This window comes from Pseudomonas sp. SORGH_AS_0199, assembly GCF_031453735.1.
Taxonomy (GTDB): domain Bacteria; phylum Pseudomonadota; class Gammaproteobacteria; order Pseudomonadales; family Pseudomonadaceae; genus Chryseomonas; species Chryseomonas aestiva.
The window spans coordinates 3,970,104-3,992,178 of sequence record NZ_JAVJAE010000001.1 but is presented as its reverse complement, the minus strand read 5'-3'; the positions used below and the strand labels follow the sequence as shown (position 1 = coordinate 3,992,178).

The 22,075-nt window shown below is 65.7% G+C and carries 18 protein-coding genes and 1 tRNA gene; 11 read left to right on the top strand and 8 right to left on the bottom strand.

Going from position 1 to position 22,075, the window contains the following annotated elements; translation table 11 throughout:
- Window positions 1–19: 19 nt before the first annotated feature.
- The 5 genes from tkt (at window position 20) to QE444_RS18690 (ending at window position 8,356) form a co-directional block, all read left to right on the top strand.
- Window positions 20–2,104 (top strand): transketolase, encoded by a 2,085-nt coding sequence (gene tkt / locus QE444_RS18710; protein WP_309740789.1) that lies wholly within the window; start codon window positions 20–22, stop codon window positions 2,102–2,104.
- On the top strand, window positions 2,101–4,920 hold the full coding sequence (locus tag QE444_RS18705) for a bifunctional transaldolase/phosoglucose isomerase (protein ID WP_309740784.1): 2,820 nt from the start codon (window positions 2,101–2,103) through the stop codon (window positions 4,918–4,920). The genes tkt and QE444_RS18705 overlap by 4 nt, the downstream gene beginning before the upstream one ends.
- 18 nt (window positions 4,921–4,938) lie before the next feature.
- Window positions 4,939–5,916 (top strand): phosphogluconate dehydrogenase (NAD(+)-dependent, decarboxylating), encoded by a 978-nt coding sequence (gene gnd / locus QE444_RS18700; RefSeq protein WP_133862430.1) that lies wholly within the window; start codon window positions 4,939–4,941, stop codon window positions 5,914–5,916.
- An 83-nt stretch (window positions 5,917–5,999) separates the two neighbouring features.
- On the top strand, window positions 6,000–7,556 hold the full coding sequence (zwf, locus tag QE444_RS18695) for a glucose-6-phosphate dehydrogenase (RefSeq protein ID WP_280306204.1): 1,557 nt from the start codon (window positions 6,000–6,002) through the stop codon (window positions 7,554–7,556).
- Complete coding sequence (locus QE444_RS18690) at window positions 7,538–8,356, top strand: HAD family hydrolase (protein ID WP_309740778.1); 819 nt, start codon at window positions 7,538–7,540, stop codon at window positions 8,354–8,356. The genes zwf and QE444_RS18690 overlap by 19 nt, the downstream gene beginning before the upstream one ends.
- A gap of 211 nt (window positions 8,357–8,567) precedes the next feature.
- On the opposite strand, the gene QE444_RS18685 is transcribed toward QE444_RS18690, so the two are convergent.
- Entirely contained in the window at window positions 8,568–9,470 is a 903-nt protein-coding gene (locus tag QE444_RS18685; protein WP_280306207.1) for a LysR family transcriptional regulator, read from the bottom strand.
- A 162-nt stretch (window positions 9,471–9,632) separates the two neighbouring features.
- Between QE444_RS18685 and QE444_RS18680 the strand changes: the two genes are divergently transcribed.
- Window positions 9,633–10,361: an SDR family oxidoreductase gene (locus tag QE444_RS18680; RefSeq protein ID WP_280306208.1), complete on the top strand. Its 729-nt coding sequence runs from the start codon at window positions 9,633–9,635 to the stop codon at window positions 10,359–10,361.
- Here the strand turns inward: QE444_RS18680 and QE444_RS18675 are convergent.
- Complete coding sequence (locus QE444_RS18675; RefSeq protein ID WP_280306210.1) at window positions 10,358–11,278, bottom strand: LysR family transcriptional regulator; 921 nt, start codon at window positions 11,276–11,278, stop codon at window positions 10,358–10,360. The two genes, QE444_RS18680 and QE444_RS18675, sit on opposite strands and share 4 nt — an antisense overlap.
- A gap of 62 nt (window positions 11,279–11,340) precedes the next feature.
- On the bottom strand, window positions 11,341–12,339 hold the full coding sequence (locus QE444_RS18670) for an acyltransferase (RefSeq protein WP_309740772.1): 999 nt from the start codon (window positions 12,337–12,339) through the stop codon (window positions 11,341–11,343).
- A gap of 480 nt (window positions 12,340–12,819) precedes the next feature.
- On the opposite strand from QE444_RS18670, the gene QE444_RS18665 reads away from it, so the two are divergent.
- The 4 genes from QE444_RS18665 (at window position 12,820) to QE444_RS18650 (ending at window position 17,846) form a co-directional block, all read left to right on the top strand.
- Window positions 12,820–14,166 (top strand): aspartate aminotransferase family protein, encoded by a 1,347-nt coding sequence (locus QE444_RS18665; RefSeq protein WP_309740769.1) that lies wholly within the window; start codon window positions 12,820–12,822, stop codon window positions 14,164–14,166.
- A gap of 57 nt (window positions 14,167–14,223) precedes the next feature.
- Complete coding sequence (locus QE444_RS18660; protein ID WP_280306213.1) at window positions 14,224–15,717, top strand: CoA-acylating methylmalonate-semialdehyde dehydrogenase; 1,494 nt, start codon at window positions 14,224–14,226, stop codon at window positions 15,715–15,717.
- Window positions 15,718–15,986: 269 nt separating this feature from the next.
- Window positions 15,987–16,724 (top strand): hypothetical protein, encoded by a 738-nt coding sequence (locus QE444_RS18655; protein WP_187979902.1) that lies wholly within the window; start codon window positions 15,987–15,989, stop codon window positions 16,722–16,724.
- Window positions 16,725–16,787: 63 nt separating this feature from the next.
- A complete protein-coding gene (locus QE444_RS18650; RefSeq protein ID WP_273861458.1) occupies window positions 16,788–17,846 on the top strand; it encodes a Gfo/Idh/MocA family protein in 1,059 nt (352 codons plus the stop codon).
- Between the two features lie 6 nt (window positions 17,847–17,852).
- On the opposite strand, the gene QE444_RS18645 is transcribed toward QE444_RS18650, so the two are convergent.
- The 3 genes from QE444_RS18645 to QE444_RS18635 form a co-directional block, all read right to left on the bottom strand.
- Window positions 17,853–18,395 carry an invasion associated locus B family protein gene (locus QE444_RS18645; protein ID WP_187979900.1) on the bottom strand — a complete coding sequence of 181 codons (543 nt, stop codon included), beginning with the start codon at window positions 18,393–18,395 and terminating at the stop codon, window positions 17,853–17,855.
- 75 nt (window positions 18,396–18,470) lie between these two features.
- Window positions 18,471–18,809 carry a zinc ribbon domain-containing protein YjdM gene (locus tag QE444_RS18640; protein ID WP_158894478.1) on the bottom strand — a complete coding sequence of 113 codons (339 nt, stop codon included), beginning with the start codon at window positions 18,807–18,809 and terminating at the stop codon, window positions 18,471–18,473.
- Window positions 18,810–18,879: 70 nt separating this feature from the next.
- Window positions 18,880–19,893, bottom strand: coding sequence for a DUF4118 domain-containing protein (locus QE444_RS18635; RefSeq protein WP_309740761.1), 1,014 nt, complete (start codon window positions 19,891–19,893; stop codon window positions 18,880–18,882).
- 263 nt (window positions 19,894–20,156) lie between these two features.
- Here QE444_RS18635 and QE444_RS18630 point away from each other — a divergent pair, with 263 nt between their 5' ends.
- On the top strand, window positions 20,157–20,531 hold the full coding sequence (locus QE444_RS18630) for a response regulator (RefSeq protein ID WP_273861460.1): 375 nt from the start codon (window positions 20,157–20,159) through the stop codon (window positions 20,529–20,531).
- A gap of 74 nt (window positions 20,532–20,605) precedes the next feature.
- Here the strand turns inward: QE444_RS18630 and QE444_RS18625 are convergent.
- Both QE444_RS18625 and QE444_RS18620 read right to left on the bottom strand, forming a co-directional pair.
- Window positions 20,606–20,681, bottom strand: a tRNA-Asn gene (locus QE444_RS18625).
- An 82-nt stretch (window positions 20,682–20,763) separates the two neighbouring features.
- Window positions 20,764–21,966: an amino acid aminotransferase gene (locus tag QE444_RS18620; protein ID WP_309740755.1), complete on the bottom strand. Its 1,203-nt coding sequence runs from the start codon at window positions 21,964–21,966 to the stop codon at window positions 20,764–20,766.
- Between the last annotated feature and the right edge of the window lie 109 nt (window positions 21,967–22,075).

Below are 22,075 nucleotides of genomic sequence, written 5' to 3'. Positions count from 1 at the left end.
CAGCACGAGGACGCTTGCCATGGGTTCCACCGCACCTTCCAGCTCCAACGCCGACCAGCTCGTCATCAATACCATCCGTACCCTGTCCATGGACGCGGTGCAGAAGGCCAACTCCGGCCACCCTGGTACGCCGATGGCCCTGGCCCCGGTCGGCCACACGCTGTGGAGCCGCTTCCTCCGCTATCACCCCGAGCATCCGGACTGGCCCAACCGCGACCGCTTCGTGCTGTCGGTCGGCCATGCCTCCATGCTGCTCTATTCGCTGCTGCACCTGGCGGGCGTCAAGGAAATCGACGAGCACGGCACCGTCACCGGCAAGGAAGCGGTCAGCCTCGACGACATCAAGCAATTCCGCCAGCTGGATTCCAAGACCCCGGGTCATCCCGAGTACCGCATGACCACCGGCATCGAGACCACCACCGGTCCGCTGGGGCAGGGCTGCGGCAACAGCGTCGGCATGGCGCTGGCGCAGAAGTGGCTGGCCGCCCGTTTCAACCAGCCGGGCGTGACCCTGTTCGACTATGACGTCTATGTGCTCTGCGGCGATGGCGACATGATGGAAGGCGTCACCGGCGAGGCGGCCTCCATGGCCGGTCACCTGGGGCTGGACAACCTCTGCTGGATTTACGATAACAACACCATCAGCATCGAAGGCCACACCGAGCTAGCCTTTAGCGAGGACGTGGCCGAGCGCTTCCGCGGCTATGGCTGGCATACCCTGCACGTCAAGGATGCCAATGACGCCGAAGCACTGGCCGCCGCCCTGCATCGCTTCAAGGGCAACACCGGCAAACCGACCCTGATCGTGGTCGACAGCCTCATCGGCTACGGCGCACCCAACAAGCAGAACACCGCGGCAGCCCACGGCGAGCCCCTGGGTGCGGACGAGATCAAGCTGGCGAAGAAGGCCTATGGCTGGCCCGAGGATGCCGACTTCCTGGTGCCCGACGACGCCCGTCACCACCTGCGCGACGCCCTGCTGGAACGTGCCAGCGGTCTTTACGAAGACTGGAACCGTGCCTTCGATCGCCTGCGTCAGGACGATCCGACCCGCGCCGATGAACTCCAGCGCATGCGCGCCGGTGAGATGCCGGAAGGGTGGGACGCCAAGCTGCCCAGCTTCGATACCGATGCCAAGGGTGTGGCGTCCCGCGAGTCCGGTGGCAAGGCGCTCAATGCCTTTGCCCAGAACATTCCCTGGTTGGTGGGCGGGGCGGCGGATCTGGCGCCGTCCACCAAGACCAATCTCAAGTTCGATGGCGCGGGCAGCTTCTCCGCCCGTGAGCCGTCGGGGCGCAACATGCACTTCGGCATCCGCGAGCACGCCATGGGCTCCATCGCCAACGGCATGGCGCTCTGCTACCTGCGCAGCTTCACTGCCACCTTCCTGGTGTTCAGCGACTACATGAAGCCGCCGATCCGCCTGGCGTCCATCATGGAATTGCCGGTGGTATTCGTCTTCACCCACGACTCCATCGGCGTCGGCGAAGATGGCCCGACCCACCAGCCCATCGAGCACCTGGCGCAGCTGCGCGCCACCCCGGGTCTGCTGACCCTGCGTCCGGGCGATGCCAATGAAACGGTGCAAGCCTGGAAGATCGCGCTGCAGCAGACCAATCGACCCTCCTGCATGGTGCTGTCGCGGCAACCGCTGCCGACCCTGGATCGCGCCAAGTACGCCAGCGCCGAGGGCGTCGCCCAGGGTGCCTATGTGGTGGCCGATGCCGAAGGCGGCAAGCCCCAGGTGATCCTCATGGCCACCGGCAGCGAACTGGGCCTGGCGATGCAGGCCTATGAGCAGCTCCAGGGCGAAGGGGTGAAGGCACGAGTCGTCTCCATGCCCTGCTGGGAGCTGTTCGAGGAGCAGGACGAGGCCTACAAGCAGTCGGTGCTGCCGGACGAGGTCCTGGGCCGCGTTGCCATCGAGCAGGCCGGTCCCCTGGGTTGGGAGCGCTACATCGGTCGCAAGGGTGCCTCGGTGACCATGAGCACCTTTGGTGCCTCCGCGCCCATCGGCAAGCTGCAGGCGAAATACGGCTACACCGTGGAAAACGTGGTCAAGCTGGCCAAGGAACAGGCGCAACGCAAAGGGAGCGCCACATGAGCAATCCACTCAAGCAGCTGACGGAGCAGGGCCAGGCGGTCTGGCTCGACTTCGTCAGCCGCGAGTTCCTCGCCAAGGGTGAGCTGCAAAAGCTGATCGAGCGTGACGGCCTGACGGGCGTCACCTCCAACCCCTCGATCTTCGAGAAGGCCATGGGCCACGGCAGCGACTACGATGCCAGCCTCAAGGCCTTCCTGGAACGGGCCGATGCCGAGCCGGTGGATGTCTACGAGCATCTGGCCATCGAGGACATCCAGCAGGCGGCCGACATCCTGCGGCCGGTCTATGACCGGCTTGAAGGACGCGATGGTTATGTGAGCCTGGAAGTTTCGCCCTATCTGGCGCTGGATACCCGTGCCACCCTGGACGAGGCGCGCCGCCTCTGGCAGGCGGTAGATCGGCCCAACCTCATGGTCAAGGTGCCCGGCACGCCCGAAGGGGCGGTGGCCATCCGCAAACTGATCGAGGAGGGGATCAACGTCAACGTGACCCTGCTGTTCGATCGCAATGCCTACATGGCCGTGGCGGAGGCCTATATCGCGGGTCTGGAAGCCCGGCTGCATCAGGGCAAGGACATCAGTCGGCTCGCCAGTGTCGCCAGCTTCTTCATCAGCCGGGTCGACGGCGTGCTGGACAAGCTGATCGACGAGCGCAAGGGTAACGACGGCGAACTGACCGAGCTGCGCGGCAAGGTCGCCATCGCCAACGCCAAGCTGGCCTATCAGGATTACCTGCGTCTCATCCAGTCGCCACGCTGGAAGGTGCTGGCAGCCAAGGGCGCTCATCCGCAGCGTCTGCTGTGGGCCTCCACCGGGTCCAAGGATCCCGCCTATCCCGATACCCTGTATGTCGATCAACTGATCGGCCCGGACACCGTTAACACCATGCCGCCCAAGACCATGGACGCCTTCCGCGACCATGGCACGGCAGCCCCCATGCTGAGCACCGCTATCGACGCCGCGCAGCGGGTGGTGGATGCGACCGTCCGTTTCGGGCTGGATCTCGATGGCGTGGCCAAGCGGCTGGTCAAGGACGGCGCCCGGCAATTCGAAGATGCCGCCGATGCCCTGTTGGGCGCGGTCGGGCAGAAGCGCCTCGAGTTTCTTGGCGAGCGCCTGAATGCCGCGGACTATCGTCTGCCAGACGATCTGAATGAAGCCGTCGAGGCCCGCCTGGATGAGGCGCGGCGTGAAGGCTGGTCGCGCCGGCTCTGGCAGGGCGACGCCTCGCTCTGGACCGGTCGTGACGAAGACCAGTGGGTCGGCTGGCTGGCCGCGGCCCAGGGGCGCCAGGCCGATCCGGTTGCCCTCGGGGTCTTGACCGAGGCCGTTCGCAAGGAAGGCCTGGATACCGTGGTGCTACTGGGCATGGGTGGTTCGAGCCTGGGCCCGGAAGTGCTGGCCAATACCCTGGGTACCGCCACGGGCGGACTCACCCTCAAGGTGCTGGATTCCACCGACCCGGCGCAAATCGCCGCGTTGGAAGAACAGTTGGACCTGCGCAAGACGCTGTTCCTGGTATCGAGCAAATCCGGCTCGACCCTGGAGCCGGAAATCCTGCGGGCCTACTTCCACAAGGCCGTCGAGCAGGCGCTGGGGGCGGAAGAGGTGCGGCGGCGCTTCGTCGCCATCACCGATCCGGGGTCCAAACTCGAAGCCAGTGCCACGGCCGAAGGCTACCGCGCCATCTTCCAGGGCGATCCCCATATCGGCGGGCGCTACTCGGTGCTGTCGGTGTTCGGCATGGTGCCCCTGGCGCTGCTTGGCCACTCGGTAGCCGACTTCTTCCAGGTGACCCAGCCCATGGTACTGGCCTGCAGCCCCAGTGCGCCCCCTGCCATCAATCCCGGCATTCGCCTGGGCGTGGTCCTGGGCGAGGCGGTGCGTGCCGGACGCGACAAGGTCACTCTGATCGCTTCACCGGGTGTCGCCAGTCTGGGCGCCTGGCTGGAGCAGCTGCTCGCCGAGAGCACCGGCAAGCAGGGCAAGGGCATCATCCCGGTGGACCTGGAGCCCCTCGGCGAGCCAGGCGTCTACGGCAGGGACCGGGTGTTCGTCAGCTTGGTGCTGGCCGGCGAGGAAGACGCCGAGCGCGACAGTCGCCTGCAGGCCCTGGCCGCCGCCGGGCATCCGGTGGTGGACATCCGTCTGGCGCGCGCCGAATTGATCGGCCAGGAATTCTTCCGCTGGGAGGTGGCCACCGAAGTGGCAGGTGCCGTCATCGGTATCAATCCCTTCGACCAGCCGGATGTGGAAGCCAGCAAGATCAAGACCCGTGCCCTTACCGATGGCTACGAGCGCGAGGGTCGTCTGGCCGGTGATGAGCCGCTGCTGGAGGAGGGCACGCTGACACTGTTCGGCGATGCCGACCTGCAGGGGCAGGACACCGCCCGCGCGGCGATCAAGGCGCACCTGGCACGCCTGCAGCCCGGCGACTATCTCGCCGTGCTGGCCTATCTCGAGCGCAATGCCGTGCACGAGGAGGCCTTGGGCGCCATGCGTGATAGCATTCGCGACAGCAAGCGCGTAGCGACCGTCGGCGGCTTCGGCCCCCGTTTCCTGCACTCCACCGGACAGGCCTACAAGGGCGGTCCCAACTCGGGTGTGTTCATTCAGATTACCGCCGATGCCCAGAACGACCTGCAGATTCCAGGGCGGAGTCTGAGCTTTGGTGTCGTCGAGGCCGCCCAGGCCAAAGGCGACCTCGAGGTGCTGGCCGAACGGGGACGGCGCTATCTGCGCGTGCATATCAAGGGCGGCGACATCGACGCCGGCCTGCAACAAATCGTCGAACTGGTCGAGGCGGCGGTCGCCTGACCTCAAGGAGTCATCAGCATGCAATTGGGAATCATCGGACTGGGCCGCATGGGCGGCAACATCGCACGGCGTTTGATGAAGCATGGGCATGAAGTCGCGGTCTATGACCGCAGTGCCGAAACCGTGGCCGGCCTCGGCAAGGAAGGCGCCATCACCGCCGATAGCCTGGATGGCGTCATCGCCGCCCTGGCACAGCCGCGGGCCATCTGGGTCATGCTGCCGGCGGGCGCGCCGACCGAACAGACCATCGCCGAGCTGGCCGACCGCCTGGCTCCCGGTGACGTCATCATCGATGGCGGCAACACCTACTACAAGGACGACATCCGTCGCGCCAAGACCCTGGCCGAGAAGGGCATCGACTATGTCGACGTCGGTACCTCTGGTGGCGTCTGGGGCCTGGAGCGCGGCTACTGCATGATGATCGGCGGCAAGTCCGCGGCTGTGGAGCGCCTGGAGCCCATCTTCGAGGCCCTGGCTCCCGGCTACGGCAGCATCGAACGGACCCGTGGCCGCAACGCCCCGGACGAGCGTGCCGAGCGCGGCTTCATCTTCACCGGTCCGGCCGGTTCGGGTCACTTCGTCAAGATGGTACACAACGGCATCGAGTACGGCCTGATGCAGGCCTACGCCGAGGGCTTCGACATCCTCAAGATGAAGAACAGCGACAAGCTGCCGGAAGACGAGCGTTTCGAGCTGGACCTGGCCGACATCGCCGAAGTCTGGCGCCGTGGCAGCGTGGTGTCCTCCTGGCTGCTGGACCTGACCGCCCAGGCCCTGGCCGGCGACGTCGAGCTGGAGAAGTTCTCCGGTTCGGTGGCCGACAGCGGCGAAGGCCGCTGGACCATCGAGGCGGCCATCGAGGAGGCGGTGCCGGTCAACGTCCTGTCCGCTGCCCTCTATGCGCGCTTCCGTTCCCGCCAGCAAGCCACCTACGCCGACAAGCTGCTGTCGGCCATGCGCTTCGGCTTTGGCGGCCACGTCGAAATCCCGCAATAAAACCCCGGCCGTTCCCCTGTGGAGCGGCCACGGGCCGCGTCCCGGGGGACGGCATCAGCCGCCCTCGTGGATAAGGCCCTGTCATGACCGATTCTCCTGCCGTTACCCCCAGCACCGCCGCCCAGGAGCGCCGCTCCTGTACCAAGGCGCCCACCGCGCCGCCCGCCACGCTCTTTCTGTTCGGCGCCAATGGCGATCTGGTCAAGCGACTGCTGATCCCCTCGCTGTACAACCTGCTGCGTGACGGCCTGCTCGACGACCGCACCCAGATCATCGGCGTCGATCACAATCCCAACACCGACGAAGGTTTCGCCGACCGGCTGGAAGCCTTCATCCGCGACCAGGCCGAAGCCAAGGGCAAGTCCCGGGACGAGGCGCTGGATGCCGATCTCTGGGGCCAGTTGCGCGGGCGCATCCGCTATCTGCAGGGTGACTTCCTCGAAGATGCCACCTATCAGGCGGTGGGCGAGCGCATCGCCCAGGCCGACACCGACAACGCGGTCTTCTACCTGGCCACCGCCGCCCGCTTCTTTGGCGACGTCGCCGAGCGCCTGGGCAAGACAGGCCTGCTGGAAGAACGCGAAGACGCCTATCGCCGACTGGTGGTGGAAAAGCCCTTCGGCGCCGACCTGGCCAGTGCCCAGGCGCTCAACCAGCGCCTGCTGGCGAACATGGACGAAAAGCAGATCTATCGGATCGACCACTACCTGGGCAAGGAGACGGTGCAGAACATCCTGGTCAGCCGGTTCTCCAATGCGCTGTTCGAGTCGTTCTGGAACAACCACTACATCGACCATGTGCAGATCACGGCGGCCGAGACCGTCGGCGTGGAGTCGCGCGGCGATTTCTACGAGAAGACCGGCACCCTGAGGGACATGGTGCCCAACCACCTGTTCCAGCTGCTGGCCATGGTCGCCATGGAGCCGCCGGCGTCCTTCAATGCCACCTCAGTGCGTGACGAGAAGGCCAAGGTGGTCGGCGCCATCCGCCCCCAGACCACCGAAGAGGCCCTGGCCAACTCGGTCCGTGGCCAGTATGCCGCCGGGACGATGAACGACAAGCCCGTCAAAGGCTATCGCGAGGAAGAGCGGGTCGATCCGCAAAGCCAGACCGAGACCTATGTGGCACTCAAGCTGTTCGTAGACAACTGGCGCTGGGCGGGTGTGCCCTTCTACCTGCGCACCGGCAAGCGCCTGACCGCGCGCGATACCGAGATCGCCATCTGCTTCAAGCACGCGCCCTATGCACAATTCCGCGATACCAAGATCGACCGGATGCGGCCCAATTACCTGATCATCCAGATCCAGCCCGACGAAGGCATGTGGTTCGACTTCCACGCCAAGCGCCCGGGGCCCCTGGTGGAGCTGGAGAACATCCGCATGGGCTTCGCCTACAGCGACTTCTTCGAGATGCAGCCGTCCACCGGCTATGAAACCCTGATCTACGATTCCCTGATCGGCGACCAGACCCTGTTCCAGCGCGCCGACAACATCGAGAACGGCTGGCGCGCCGTGCAACCCATCCTCGACGCTTGGCAGCAGGGCGGCGCGGTGGAAAGCTACGCCGCGGGCAGTGCCGGTCCCGCCGGTGCCGATGAACTCCTGCAGAAGGACGGCCGCTCATGGCATCCGCTGACCTGATCCCCATCGACCTGCTGGTGTCGGATATCGACGGCACCCTGGTGCGCGACGACAAGAGCCTGAGCGAGGCGGTGATCGCCGCCGTCAAGCGGCTGCAGGCGGCCGGCAAGGCCATTACCCTGGTCAGCAGCCGCCCACCGCGGGCGCTGTTGCCGCTGGTACGGCAACTGGGCATTCATCAGGCGGTGGCCGGTTTCAACGGCGGCAATCTGGTGGAGGCGGACGGTACCCTGATCCGCGCCCATCGCCTGGCGGAGCCGGTGACGCGCCAGGTGCTGGAGCGGCTGGACAATGAAGCCTTCGAGGTCTGGCTGTTCGCCGATGACCTCTGGCTGACGCGCGATGGACAGGGTGCCTACGTTCCGCGTGAAACTCGGGCGCTGGGATATGGGCCGACTGTGGTGAAATCCTTCGAACCCTATCTGGATCGGGTCGACAAGATCGTCGCCGCCGGTAGCGATCATGCCGGCCTCGAAGCCCTGGAAGGCGAGTTGGGCGAGCGGCTGGGGGAGGGCGCCACGGTGCTGCGCTCCCAGCTCTATTATCTCGACATCACCCATCCCAAGGCCAACAAGGGCGATGCCCTGATCGAACTTGCCCAGGCCGCGGGCGTACCGGTGGCGCGCACGGCGGCTATTGGCGATGGCAGCAATGACGTGCCCATGTTCCGCCAGGCTGGCCTGGCCATCGCCATGGGCCAGGCCGGCGCAGGGGTACGGGAAGCGGCTGACCGGGTAACGGCCAGTAACCAGGAAGATGGCCTGGCCCAGGCCATCGATCGGTGGATTCTGGAAAGCTGATATCGGTCGGTCGATGTTGGGCTTCGCTTGCCCTCAGCCCAACCTACAGGATGCCTAGGTTGGTTTGAGGCGGTTCCACCGCCCAAGCCCAACAGGGCCTGCCTTCGCACCAGGTGGAAAAGGCTGCGCCGTTTTCCACCCTACGCGGGGTCAGGCGGGCGCTCCCTCTCCCTCCGGGAGAGGGCCGGGGTGAGGGCCGCCCCAACCCGCGCTACCCCGCCTTCTCCTCCCGATACCCCCGCACATGCTCCACCAGCGCCCGCAGCTTGGGCGCCAGGTTGTGGCGGTTCGGATAGTAGAGGTAGAAGCCGGGAAAGGGCGGCAGATAGTCTTCCAGCACGCGCTCCAGTTCACCCCGCGCCAGATAGGGGCGGAAGGTGTCCTCCATGCCAAAGGTGATGCCGCCTCCGGCCAGGGCGGTGCGTACCATCAGCAACATGTCGTTGGTGGTGATGAGCGGCGCGACGGCCACATCGAAGGCGCGACCGTTCTCGCTGAATTCCCAGCGCCAGGGCGCCACCTCCGGGGCCGGGCGCCAGCCGATGCAGCGGTGGTCCGCCAGTTCGCGTGGGTGCCGGGGTCGCCCATGACGGGCGAAATAGCCCGGGGTCGCCACGGCCACTTCGCGCTGCGGTCCGGTCACCGGAATGGCGATCATGTCCTGCTCGATCACCTCGCCCAGCCGTACGCCGGCATCGAAACCACGCGCGACGATATCGAATTCCTCGTCGGTGACGGTGACGTCCAGGGTCACCTCCGGATAGGCCTCGACGAAGCTGGCCAGCAGCGGCCCATCGAGAAAGCGCTCGGCGATGGAGGTGACCGCGACCCGTAACAATCCGCGCGGCGGGCCGGCGTGACTGGCGTCTTCCAGGGCGCCCAGCAGACCGGCCAGGGGCCCGGCAATCTGCCGCTGCAGGCGTTCGCCAGCCTCGGTCAGGCGCACGCTGCGGGTGGTGCGCTGCACCAGCGAACTGCCCAGTTCGTCTTCCAGACGGCGGATGGCCTGGCTCACCGCGGAGCGGCTGACGCCCAGGCGATCCGCCGCCACGCGGAAATTCTCCGCCGTGGCCACCACGACGAAGACCTTGAGCAGATTCAGATCGGTGTGCATTGGTGAGTCTGGCTAACCATGGCAGTCAGGAGCGGGGGAATTATCACGACAATGAGCCTTCGCTAAGGTGGTGGCAAGCCTGGAAGGGCGCAGTGCCGGAAGGGCACGCAGCCGGCCAGCAGGCCGTCCTGGCAAACCACCCCATTTCGAGAGGAACACTTCATGGCTATCGACAAGGTCGTACTCATCACAGGCGCGTCCAGTGGCATAGGCGCGGGCATCGCGCGCGAACTGGGCGCGGCCGGCTGCAAGCTGCTGCTCGGCGCGCGCCGCAGCGAGCGGCTGGAGGCCCTGGCGGCCGAGATCAACGCCGCGGGTGGCGAGGCCGCCTGCCGCCGGCTGGACGTCACCGACAGCGCCGAGGTGACCGCCTTCGCCCAGGCGGCTCGCGAGCGCTGGGGGCGGGTGGACGTCATCGTCAACAACGCCGGGATCATGCCGCTGTCGCCCATGGCCTCCCTCAAGACCGCAGAATGGATGCAGATGGTCGACGTCAACATCAAGGGCGTGCTCAACGGCATCGCCGCGGTGCTGCCGGAATTCACCGCCCGTGGCGCCGGACACATCATCAACCTGGGCTCCATCGGCGCGCTGTCGGTGGTGCCCACGGCGGCGGTCTATTGCGCCACCAAGCACGCGGTACGGGCGATCTCCGAGGGACTGCGTCAGGAGCGCGACGATCTGCGGGTCACCTGCATCCATCCGGGTGTGGTGGAAAGCGAACTGGCTGGCACCATCACCGATCCCGCAGCGCGGGCGATGATGGACGACTATCGCGCCATTGCCCTGCAACCCGACGCCATCGGCCGCGCGGTGCGCTATGCCATCGAGCAGCCGGACGACGTGGACGTCAACGAGATCGTCGTGCGCCCGACCCGCAGCGCCAACTAGACGGTCTCGGCCAGGGCTTCGAGAAAGCGCTCCAGCACCAGATTCGGTCGCCGGCCCTTGCGGGTGACGGCGGCCAGGGTGGTGTCGAAGTGAAAGCGCTCGGGATCGAGGGCGCGCAACTGGCCCTGGGCCACCCAAGGCTGCGCGACGTGGTCGGGCAGGTAGCCGATGTAGCAGCCGGTGAGGATGAGAAAGGCCACGCCTTCGCGATCCGAGGCGCGTGCCGTGCAGTTCAGCGCGGCATGGCGTTCGTGGCCGTCCTGGTTGAGGAGGTGATTGGGGCCGACGGCGTCCTGAGCGGCCAGGAGGGCGTCGTCCAGCGCCGCGTCGGCCACCGCGAACAGCGGATGGCTGCGGCTGCAATAGAGCAGGGCGCGCTCTTCGTAGAGCGGCAGGTAGTCGAGCCCGGCCAGGGCATTGATCAGCGGCAGCACGCCCAGGTGCAGGTGGCCGTCGAGCACGCCGGTCTCGATCTCGCCGGGCAGGGTCATGCCGATGTTGACCACCACCCCCGGCGCGGCGCGCTTGAGCGCGGCCAGGGCATGGGTGATGCGCATGCGCGGCTGGGTCACCAGGTTGTTGATGATGCCCAGGTTCAGCTCGCCACGCAGGTGCTGGTGCAACTGGTTGACCTCGCTGCGAAAGCCTTCCAGGGCGGCGAACAGCGACTGGCTGGCCTTGAGCACCTCGCGGCCTTCGTCGGTCAGGGAAAAACCGGCGCGCCCGCGCTGGCAGAGGCGCATGCCCAGGCGTTTTTCCAGGTCGTTCATGTGCAGGCTGATGGCCGAGCGGGTGATGCCCAGCCGGCCTTCGGCGGCGGTGAAGCTGCCGCATTCCACCACCGTCTTGAACAGTCGCAGCAGGCGGATCTCGAAATCGCCGACCTGGGCGAGCAGGGCCTTGCGCGTCGTCTTCATGGCTGCCACCGCAAATGCGGGACAGCATAAGGCGCCGTCGGGAGCGGCGCCAGCGACCGGTTTCAGGCGCCGATCAGGACCCGGCTGCGCTGCCGGGTGACCTGCTTGACCACCCAGACCGCGGCGATGCAGCAGAGCAGGGTGATCAGCGTCAGGCACAGGCGGGTGCCCAGGTACTGGGCGAAGTTCTGCTCACCCAGCAGGCGACCCAGCACGCGATAGGCGCCGGCGAGATAGCCGTGCAGGAAGTAGATGGCGAAGCTGTAGGCGCCCAGCAGGGCCATGCCCTTGGTCAGGCGGCTCTCGGCGTATCCCGGCGCCTTGACCTTCTGGCTGAAAACGGCGAACAGCAACAGGCACAGTGCCAGTTTCTGTAGCCCGTAGAAGGCGCTGTCGAGCACTGCTGCGCCACTTAGCAGCAGCAGGGCCGCCAGCAGCCAGTAACGCGCCTGGGGCTGTTGCAGCCGCTCGCGCTGTTCGCAGGCCAGCATGCCGCAGAGGTAGATCGGCAGGAAGTGCAGGGCCGCCAGCAGCGGATCGGCGTCATTGATCGGGCGATCGGACACCAGGAAATACAGCAGGCCGACCATGGTCGCCGCCGGCAGCAGGCCACGCTTGACGATCCACTCCAGGGCCGGCGCCAGCAGGAAGATCAGCGTCAGCGCCGGAATGAACCACAGCGGACCCAGGTGCGCGCCAGTAGCCAGCAGCAGCGCGGTCTGGGCGAAGGGGGGCCAGTCGTGGAAGGCGTTCATGTCGATCCACTCGTGTTCCTGCTTGAGTCCGGAGACATAGAGCAGCACGGCGGGGATCGAGATCAGCAGATAGGGGAGGATGACGTTCTGCAGCTTCTTGCCCAGATAGACCTGGTAGCTGTATTTGCCGAGGTTGTAGCGAAAGAAGAAGCCCGAGAGCGCGACGAAGATGCAGGTGGTTTCCAGCGACAGCAGATTCAGGGCGATCTGCTGATGTTCGGTGGTCTGGTAGCTGCCCACGGTCATGTGGTGGAAAACGATGAGAACGGCCGCCAGGCCGCGGATCCAGTTGAGCTGAATCAGCATGGGGGAGGTTTCCTTGAGGAATAGCTGAACCGCGCGCTCTGCCTCGGAAGAGGGGCACGGGTTGGCAAAAGCGGAAAGTTGGGTACGCGGCAGAGACGGCGGACAGGCTACCGCGCCCGGCTGGACTACGCGCCGGGAAGAGAGGTGAGGCGAGGGTGCCTCGGCGCCACGGGACTACGGTGGCAGGCGGCCAGCTTAAAGTGTTTCAGGCAATTTACTGAATACTAATCAAATTTGTTGGTTTCAAGATGTTTCTTTGGTGTCGAGTTGGCACGGATAATCGCGTCTATGAAAGGCTATTAAGCCCATCCGTGACTGCAGGAAGCGGCGTCGTTCTCCCCGTCAGCCTCTTTTGATTTAGTGAGTTAGAACCGGTGATTGGGTGAGTTATAAGATGTTTAGGCGCGAGAAGAAAACCATTTAACTCACGCAAGACTGGGCGCACTCTGCAGGCTCAATGTCACCGCCCGAGGCCCCGTCATGAACCAGCCGCTGACCGTTTCGCCACCTGTCGCCGCCCAGCTCAACCTGCGTGCCCACTGGATGCCCTTTACCGCCAATCGCGCCTTTCAGAAGGATCCGCGCATCGTGGTGGCCGCCGAAGGCAGCTGGCTGATCGACGACCAGGGGCGGCGCATCTATGACAGCCTCTCCGGACTCTGGACCTGCGGCGCCGGTCACTCGCGCAAGGAGATCCAGGAGGCCGTGGCGCGCCAGCTGGGCACCCTCGACTATTCGCCGGGCTTCCAGTACGGCCATCCGCTGTCCTTCCAGCTGGCCGAAAAGATGGCCGAGCTAACCCCGGCGGGTCTGGACCATGTCTTCTTCACCGGCTCGGGTTCCGAGAGCGCCGACACCTCGGTCAAGCTGGCGCGGGCCTACTGGCGCATCAAGGGTCAACCGGCCAAGACCAAGCTGATCGGCCGGGCCCGCGGCTACCACGGCGTCAACATTGCCGGCACCAGCCTGGGCGGCATCGGCGGCAACCGGAAGATGTATGGCTCCTTCATGGACGTCGACCATCTGCCCCATACCCTGCAACCGGGCATGGCCTTCACCAAGGGCATGGCCGAGACCGGCGGCGTCGAGCTGGCCAACGAGCTGCTCAAGCTGATCGAGCTGCACGATGCGTCCAATATCGCGGCCGTCATCGTCGAGCCCATGTCCGGCTCGGCCGGGGTGATCGTGCCGCCGGTGGGCTATCTGCAGCGCCTGCGCGAGATCTGCACCCAGCACGACATCCTGCTGATCTTCGACGAGGTCATCACCGCCTTTGGCCGCATGGGCCGTCATACCGGCGCCGAATTCTTCGGCGTGACGCCGGACATCATGAACGTGGCCAAGCAGGTCACCAACGGCGCCGTGCCCCTGGGCGCGGTGATCGCCAGCAGCGCCATCTACGACACCTTCATGAACCTGGCCACGCCTGAGCACATGGTCGAGTTTCCCCATGGCTACACCTATTCGGCCCATCCGGTGGCCTGTGCCGCGGGTCTGGCGGCGCTGGAACTCATGGAACGTGAGAATCTGGTGCAGCAGGCCGCCGAGCTGGCACCCAAGTTCGAAGCCTCGCTGCATGGCCTCAAGGGCGCCAAGCATGTGGTGGACATCCGCAATTGCGGCCTGGCCGGTGCCCTGCAGCTCGCCCCGCGTGACGGCGATGCGGTAATCCGCCCGTTCGAGGCCGGCATCGCCCTGTGGAAGGCCGGCTTCTACGTCCGCTTCGGCGGCGACACCCTGCAGTTCGGACCTACCTTCAATGCCAGGATCGAAGACCTGGATCGCGTCTTCGCCGCGGTCGGTGACGTCCTCAATCGCCTCGACTGACCCTCTTTCCGGCGCTTCCCCGAGGAAGCGCCCATCCCTCGTACAAGGAGTCCCTTCATGAGTCCCAAGCATCTCATCGGCGGCCAGCTGGTCGACGGTGGCAGCCGCCGCGCACCGATCTACAACCCCTCCACCGGCGCGGTCATCCGCGAAGTGCCCCTGGCCGATGCGGCCACCCTGCAGCAGGCCGTTGACGCCGCCCAGGCCGCCTTTCCGGCCTGGCGCAATACCCCGCCGGCCAAGCGCGCCCAGGTGCTGTTCCGCTTCAAGCAGCTGCTGGAGAGCAACGAAGAGCGCCTGGTGCAGCTGATCAGCGAAGAACACGGCAAGACCCTGGAAGACGCCGCCGGCGAATTGCGTCGCGGCATCGAGAACGTGGAATACGCCACCGCGGCACCCGAGTTGCTCAAGGGCGAATACAACCGCAACGCCGGTCCGAGCATCGACACCTGGTCCGACTTCCAGCCCCTGGGCGTGGTGGCCGGCATCACCCCCTTCAACTTCCCGGCCATGGTGCCGCTGTGGATGTATCCGCTGGCCATCGCCTGCGGCAACACCTTCATCCTCAAGCCCAGCGAGCGTGACCCCAGTTCCACCCTGGCCATCGCCCAGCTGTTCGAGGAAGCCGGCCTGCCCAAGGGCGTGTTGAACGTGGTGCATGGCGACAAGGAAGCCGTGGACGGCCTGATCGACGCCCCCGAGGTCAAGGCGCTGAGCTTTGTCGGCTCCACCCCCATCGCCGAATACATCTATGCCCGCGGCACCGCCAAGGGCAAGCGCGTCCAGGCCCTGGGCGGCGCCAAGAACCATGCGGTGGTCATGCCCGATGCCGACCTCGGCAACACCGTCAATGCCCTGATGGGCGCTGCCTATGGCTCCTGCGGCGAGCGCTGCATGGCCATCTCGGTGGCGGTCTGCGTCGGTGACCAGGTCGCCGATGCCCTGATCGCCCGGCTGGTGCCGGAGATCGAGAAGCTCAAGGTCGGCCCGGGCACCCAGTGCGGCCTGGACATGGGCCCGCTGGTTACCGGCGCGCACCTGGACAAGGTCACCGGCTATGTCGTCGATGGCGTGGCGGCGGGCGCCAAGCTGGTGGTGGACGGCCGCAGTCTCAAGGTGGCCGATCATGAAGAGGGCTTCTTCCTCGGTGGCTGCCTGTTCGATCAGGTCACCCCGGAGATGCGCATCTACAAGGAAGAGATCTTTGGTCCGGTGCTCTGCGTGGTGCGGGTCAAGAGCCTGGCAGAGGGCATCGCCCTGATCAATGCCCACGAGTACGGCAACGGCACCTGCATCTTCACCCGCGACGGCGAAGCGGCGCGGCTGTTCGCCGATCAGATCGAGGTGGGCATGGTCGGCATCAACGTGCCGCTGCCGGTGCCGGTGGCCTACCACAGCTTCGGCGGCTGGAAGAGATCGCTGTTCGGCGACCTTCACGCCTACGGCCCGGACGGTGTGCGCTTCTACACCCGCCGCAAGACCATCACCCAGCGCTGGCCGCAACGCGAGGCCCAGGAGGCTTCGCAGTTTGCCTTCCCCAGCAACGGCTGAGCCTGTTCAATAGCTGCTACGCGTCGGTCGAACGGCGTTGAAAATGCCCTGGGTCGCCAGCCCGGTCGGAATGCTCATTTACTACTTGTAAACCCGAGCGCAGGTCCGATCCGCTTCCTCAGCCATTTTCGCGGGCCACCTAGGCCGTGTTTGTCGCTAGCTCGCGAGCCTTTGAATAGGCTCGAAAAGGCCCATTCCTTGGCCTGCCGCACAGCAGGCCGGCCAGGGAAGGCCTTACCCTTCGGCTGCCCTTAGCCGCCGAAGCCCCCATGCCTGCCCTTACCTTCACAGCCGTCGCCCGTCTCGGGTGTGTGATTGGCCTCCTGCTCGCGAGCCTGGCCGGCTGTAGCAGCCAGTCCGCCCAGGACATTGCCCGGCAATTCGGCAAGACCCGCCCCAGCGAATTCCTGCAGACCAGCTCCGACCGCATGGCTACCCTCGCCATGCAGGCCAATCTGCAAAGTCTCTACCGGCTGATGAACAAGCTCTACCTGCGCAATCCGGCCGAATGGAAGAAGACCGGCCTGCCCGATGCCGCCAGCGCCGAGCGCGAGATCCGCATGGCCATCGAGCAGCAGCGCAGCCTGCCTGCGCTGGGCGGACGCAAGGACGTGGCGGCCCTGAGCTACGTGCTCGGCGACGACTACCGCGGCGACCGCGTCGGCGCCTTCATCTATGCCATCGGCAGCATGATCATCGCGGCCCACGGCAATCGCACCGAGTTCTACATCACCGATGTGGTGAATGCGCGCTTCGTCAACAACGCGGCCCGCAACATCGAGAAGGCCACCTGGCTGCTCGGCCAGCGCAAGAACGCCGAGGGCGAACCGCTGCTGTTCGCCAACGAGATCTCGGAGGAGGGCAGCAACCTCAGCTTCGCCACCGAGTTCGGCAAGATCGTCGCCCGCCTGGACCTGCTCGCCCAGTTGCTCGACGAGCGCTATCGGCGCATCGGCGTCAACTACGCCCAGAGTCTGCTGTTCATCAATTTCCTGCCGGTGCAGTAGCGCCTTCGACCGGGCGTCCCTTAGAGTCGAGCGACCTCGACAACCACAACAAGGGGTTCTCTCATGGTCGCTGCCTTGCGCATCGCCCTCATCGGCGCCGGCAACATGGGCCGCCAGCACCTGCATCATCTTCAAGCCGTGCCGAGCGCCCGGCTGTGCGCCCTGGCCGATCCCGATCCGAGGGCGGCCGAGCTCGCCGCGCAGTGGGCCGTGCCGCATTTCCGCGATCATCGGCAGCTGCTGGAAAGCGTGCGCCCGGAAGCGGTGATCGTCGCCAATCCCAATGCGCTGCATGTGGCCACCGCCCTGGATTGTCTGGATCTGGGCATCCCGCTGCTGCTGGAGAAGCCCGTGGGGACCACGTCAGCAGAGGTGGCTCAGCTGCTGCACGCCCAGCGCGACCAGCGCGTGCCACTGCTGGTCGGGCATCATCGTCGCCACAATCCGCTGATCGCCAGGGCTCATGAATTGTTGCGCCAGGGCGCGCTTGGCCGCCTGGTCACCGTCACCGCGCTGTGGCAACTGCAGAAGCCTGAGAGCTATTTCGAGAGTGCCTGGCGCCGCGAAGCGGGGGCCGGGATGCTGCTTACCAATCTGATCCACGACCTCGACCTGCTGCGTCATCTCTGCGGTGAGGTGCGCCAGGTCCAGGCCTTCGCCGACAACGCCCTGCGCGGCTACGCCAATGCCGACAGCGCCGTGATCAATCTGCAATTCGAGAGCGGCGCCCTGGGCAGTCTCACCGCCAGTGACGGCGCCGTCGCGCCCTGGAGCTGGGAGCTCACCAGTGGCGAGAATCCAGTCTATCCCCACCAGCCTGACCAGTCCTGCTACCTCTTCGCCGGCACCGAAGGCGCCCTGAGCGTGCCGCAGCTGCGCCTCTGGCGCTATGCCGAGCCGGGCGCCGGCTGGCACCAGCCGCTTGCGACAGAGGTGCGGGCAACGGTCCCGGACGAGGCCTTGCGGCTGCAGCTGGAGCACTTCGTGCGGGTCGCGCGGGGAGAGGAGGCTCCCCTGGTCAGCACCGAGGATGCCGCCCGTACCCTGGCGCTGGTGGCCGCCGTGGAGCGTGCCGCCGCCAGCGGCACGGCACAGCACCCGGCAGCGCCCTTGCCAGACTAGCGGTCCTTACAGCGGCTTGGTCAGTTCCTTGGCGCGGTCATAGGCCTTGGAAAAACCCTTGAGCGACAGGCTTTCGCTGGCGGTCTCGCCATTGGCGACCGGAGTGGTCACGGTCAGGCGACCGCCGCGCTGCAGCTGCTTGAAGACGTCACCGACGAATTCCACCGGCACCACGCAGCCCTGGGGGATGCAGGTGTGGAAGGGCCGATTCTCCAGGCTGCGCTTGTCGATCTGCAGCGAGATCGGCTTGGTCACCGCCACGCCAAAGGGCAGCACCAGGATGCCGTCCACACCTTCCCGATTGGGGCGCAACTCGGTGACCAGCATGCGCTGGCCCTTGGCGCTGTCCTTCTGCTGGGTGATGGCGCACAGCTGCGCGGAGCGGTCCGCGTTGCGGGCGATGCGGCAGATCACCTGCCAGTCGCCATACTTCTCCGTGACGGACGGCTGAGGTTCCTGGGCGTTGGCAGGCGCCGACTGGGCGAAGGCCTGGCCGGCGAGCAGCAGGGGCGCGAGGAACAGGGCCGAGCGGATGAAGCGCTGAGACATGGAGAGTCCTTGGCAGGAGGGAAAGAGCCTCAAGGGTAGGGCATCGCTCCGCCAGGGAACACCCCGGCACGACGATCAGACCTTTTTGACGAACTCGGATTTGAGCTTCATCGCACCTATGCCATCGATCTTGCAGTCGATGTCGTGATCGCCGTCGACCAGGCGGATGTTCTTGACCTTGGTGCCGACCTTGACCACCAGCGACGAGCCCTTGACCTTGAGGTCCTTGATCACGCTGACGGTATCGCCGTCCTGCAGGGGATTGCCGACCGCATCGCGGATCACCTTGGCTTCAGCCGCGGTACCGACGTCCCCGGGCGTCCATTCATGGGCGCATTCCGGGCAGATCAGCTGATCGCCATCGGCGTAGGTGTATTCGGATGCGCAGAGGGGACAGGGTGGCAAAGCGGTCATGGCGGGGCACCTGGCTGGAAAAGCCGCGCATTGTATAGGGTTTTAGCCCGGCGCGGGTGGGGGCCATGCCCTAGGCTGCCAGCTGTACCTCGACCACGGTACCGTGGTCGTTGCGGTAGTGCGCCTCGCCACCGAGCTGTTCGGCCAGGCTCTTGATGATCTTGAAGCCCAGGCGCTGGCTGGTACGCGGATTGAATTGCGGCGGCATGCCCCGACCGTTGTCGGCGATCCGCAACAGCAGTCGCTGATCGTCGCCGCGCTGCAGGCTGATGCTGATCAGGCCACGCTGGCCGGCGTCGAAGGCGTGCTTGAGGGAATTGGTCACCACCTCCGCCACCAGCATCGACAGGGTGGTCAGACGGGGCAGGTCGAAATTGAGCGGTTCGGCGGTGATGGCGCAGGAGACATTGGCCTGGCCCGCGGCGGCCAGCAGATCACTGGTCAGCAACTGCAGGTGATGGGCCACCGGCTGATCGGCATCGGCGGGGTCGTGCAGGCGCCGGTGGATGCGCGAGATGCTCTCCAGCCGCGAACGGGCTTCTTCCAGGGCCTGGGACGCCTGGCTGTCGCCGGGCAACTTGAGTTGCTGCAGCATGAGCAGCGAGGCGATGAACTGGATGTTGTTGGCGACCCGGTGCTGCAACTCCTGGAACATCGTCGTCTGGACGTTGTAGAGGTCGTGGATCACCTGCCGTTCGGCGCGCAGCCGGGCGCTGGCCGTGTGCATGTAATGGATCAGCACGATGTCGACGCTGACGATGACCACATAGAAGGCCAGGGCCAGGGCACCCTGGGGCCCTACGTCGAAGGTCCAGCCCGGCGGAATGAAGAAGTACCAGGCGGCCAGTCCGGACAGCACGGCGCAGAGGGTGCCGGCGCGGCTGCCGCAGAAGAAGGCGGTCAGGATGACGGCGGGAAAGAAGGTCAGGTAGGGAAAGCCCTGCATCAGGACGTCCACCAGGGCGAAGCGTGCCGCCAGGGCCAGGGCGAATGCCAGCAAGGCGAGGCTGTAGGCCAGTGCCGGACGAGCGCGGATCCTGCTGCTGAGATCGCTGATCCAGTGACGACGAGACGACGGATCCAAGGCTCTGACCTGCGGGGTAGACGGCGGCGGCGCAAGCTTAACGCAAAGCCGTCTCGCTTGGGCGGATGGTGGCACCAAAGGTGGCTCTGTCCGGCTCGACGGCGATTTCCTGTACAAGGCCTGCACCTTCCCGAGCGAAATGGCTGGCTCTGGGCGGGACGAGGGTTTTTTCTTGTACAGAGTGCCCTTGGTCGTACAAGTCAGGACGGCAGCGAAACGTTATGGTCAAACGATTACGTCTTTAACCATCACAGGATTCGCTCATGAGTTGCCAGCGCGTATTGGTCGCCGAAGATGAGCCCGTCCTATTGGATCTGCTGCAGGAGCTGTTCGAGGGCTGGGGTTATCAGGTGCATGCCTTCGGCAGTGCCGATGCGGCCTGTGCCTTTCTGCAGGACGAGCAGCCGCAGCTGGATCTGCTCTTCACCGATGTGCGCATGCCGGGAATCCTGAGCGGCGTCGACTTGGCACTGCAAGCCCGTGGGCGGCAGGCCAATCTGCCCATCGTCATCACCTCGGGCTATTGCGACGACAATCCCGCTCGCGCGGCACGAGCGACCTTTCTGCCCAAGCCCTGGGATCTGGAGGCGTTGCACCGCAGTTGCCCGCCGCCCGGGCGCCAGGGGCGCTATGCCTAGACCCTTTGCAGGGGCGGTAAGTTGCGCCCATGAAAAAGCCCGTAGCGGTCGCCCGCTACGGGCTTTTCAGATTTTGGCTCCGCGACCTGGACTCGAACCAGGGACCCAATGATTAACAGTCATTTGCTCTACCGACTGAGCTATCGCGGAACAACGGAGCGTATCTTACTGATAGATAAAGGGAAGTCAAGCCTTGGCAGCGCCTTGAAAAGACGCTGCCGGAAGTGCCATCTTAGCCCTTCAGGACGGCGGCGATGGCCTGGACGGTCGGTGGCAGATTACGCTCGTTCAACGCCGCCACGCAGATGCGTCCGGTGCTGACCGCATAGATGCCGAATTCGCTTTTCAGCCGCTCGACCTGCTCGGCGGTGAGGCCGGAGTAGGAGAACATGCCGCGCTGCGCGTTGACGAAGGCGAAGTCGCGAGTGGCGCCAGCCGCAGCCAGGCCTTCCACCAGGGCGTTGCGCATGGTGCGGATGCGCTGGCGCATCTCGCCCAGTTCGGCTTCCCACAGGGCGCGCAGCTCGGGATTGCTCAGCACGCTGGCGACGATGGTGGCGCCATGGGTCGGCGGGTTGGAGTAGTTGGTGCGGATCACCCGCTTGACCTGGGACAGCACCCGGGCGCTTTCCTCGCGGCTCTCGCTGACCAGGGTCAGGGCGCCGACCCGCTCGCCATACAGCGAGAAGGATTTGGAGAAGGAACTGGAGACCAGGAAGGTCAGGCCGGAGTCGGCGAACAGGCGTACCGCCTGGGCGTCTTCCTCGATGCCGTCGCCAAAGCCCTGGTAGGCGATGTCGAGGAAGGGCACCAGGTTGCGCGCCTTGACCACGTCCAGCACCGCCTGCCAGTCGGCTGGTTGCAGATCGACGCCGGTGGGGTTGTGGCAGCAGGCATGCAGCACCACCACCGAGCGCTCCGGCAATGCCTGGAGATCGGCCAGGAAACCTGCGCGGTTCAGGCCATTGCTAGCGGCGTCGTAGTAGCGATAGTTCTGCACGGGAAAGCCGGCGCCCTCGAACAGCGCGCGGTGGTTTTCCCAGCTCGGGTCACTGATGGCGACCACGGCATCCGGCAGCAGCCGCTTGAGGAAGTCGGCGCCGATCTTCAGTGCACCGGTGCCGCCAACGGCCTGCACGGTGACGGCGCGGCCTTCGCGCACCAGGCTCGACTCGGCGCCGAACAGCAGGTGCTGGACGGCCTGGTCATAGGCGGCGATGCCCTCGATGGGCAGGTAGCCACGCGGTGCCTGGGCGGCCACGCGCTGCTGCTCGGCCTCGGCCACGGCGCGCAACAGCGGAATGCGGCCCTGCTCGTCGTAGTAGACCCCCACGCCCAGATTGACCTTGTGCGGACGGGCATCGGCGTTATAGGCCTCGTTCAGGCCAAGGATGGGGTCGCGGGGTGCCATTTCGACGGCGGAGAACAAACTCATGGGGCAGGGGCTCGAATGAGGGGTGAAGGGAAGGGCGGAACGCTTAGGAACCAGGAGTATAGCCCCCTGCAGGCACCATCGCGACCCGACCTCGGTAGGAGATTTCCTG

Coding starts and splice junctions, on each gene's coding strand:
- tkt (WP_309740789.1), top strand. CDS start 20: ATGGGTTCCACCGCACCTTCCAGCTCCAACGCCGACCAGCTCGTCATC.
- QE444_RS18705 (WP_309740784.1), top strand. CDS start 2,101: ATGAGCAATCCACTCAAGCAGCTGACGGAGCAGGGCCAGGCGGTCTGG.
- gnd (WP_133862430.1), top strand. CDS start 4,939: ATGCAATTGGGAATCATCGGACTGGGCCGCATGGGCGGCAACATCGCA.
- zwf (WP_280306204.1), top strand. CDS start 6,000: ATGACCGATTCTCCTGCCGTTACCCCCAGCACCGCCGCCCAGGAGCGC.
- QE444_RS18690 (WP_309740778.1), top strand. CDS start 7,538: ATGGCATCCGCTGACCTGATCCCCATCGACCTGCTGGTGTCGGATATC.
- QE444_RS18685 (WP_280306207.1), bottom strand. CDS start 9,470: ATGCACACCGATCTGAATCTGCTCAAGGTCTTCGTCGTGGTGGCCACG.
- QE444_RS18680 (WP_280306208.1), top strand. CDS start 9,633: ATGGCTATCGACAAGGTCGTACTCATCACAGGCGCGTCCAGTGGCATA.
- QE444_RS18675 (WP_280306210.1), bottom strand. CDS start 11,278: ATGAAGACGACGCGCAAGGCCCTGCTCGCCCAGGTCGGCGATTTCGAG.
- QE444_RS18670 (WP_309740772.1), bottom strand. CDS start 12,339: ATGCTGATTCAGCTCAACTGGATCCGCGGCCTGGCGGCCGTTCTCATC.
- QE444_RS18665 (WP_309740769.1), top strand. CDS start 12,820: ATGAACCAGCCGCTGACCGTTTCGCCACCTGTCGCCGCCCAGCTCAAC.
- QE444_RS18660 (WP_280306213.1), top strand. CDS start 14,224: ATGAGTCCCAAGCATCTCATCGGCGGCCAGCTGGTCGACGGTGGCAGC.
- QE444_RS18655 (WP_187979902.1), top strand. CDS start 15,987: ATGCCTGCCCTTACCTTCACAGCCGTCGCCCGTCTCGGGTGTGTGATT.
- QE444_RS18650 (WP_273861458.1), top strand. CDS start 16,788: ATGGTCGCTGCCTTGCGCATCGCCCTCATCGGCGCCGGCAACATGGGC.
- QE444_RS18645 (WP_187979900.1), bottom strand. CDS start 18,395: ATGTCTCAGCGCTTCATCCGCTCGGCCCTGTTCCTCGCGCCCCTGCTG.
- QE444_RS18640 (WP_158894478.1), bottom strand. CDS start 18,809: ATGACCGCTTTGCCACCCTGTCCCCTCTGCGCATCCGAATACACCTAC.
- QE444_RS18630 (WP_273861460.1), top strand. CDS start 20,157: ATGAGTTGCCAGCGCGTATTGGTCGCCGAAGATGAGCCCGTCCTATTG.
- QE444_RS18620 (WP_309740755.1), bottom strand. CDS start 21,966: ATGAGTTTGTTCTCCGCCGTCGAAATGGCACCCCGCGACCCCATCCTT.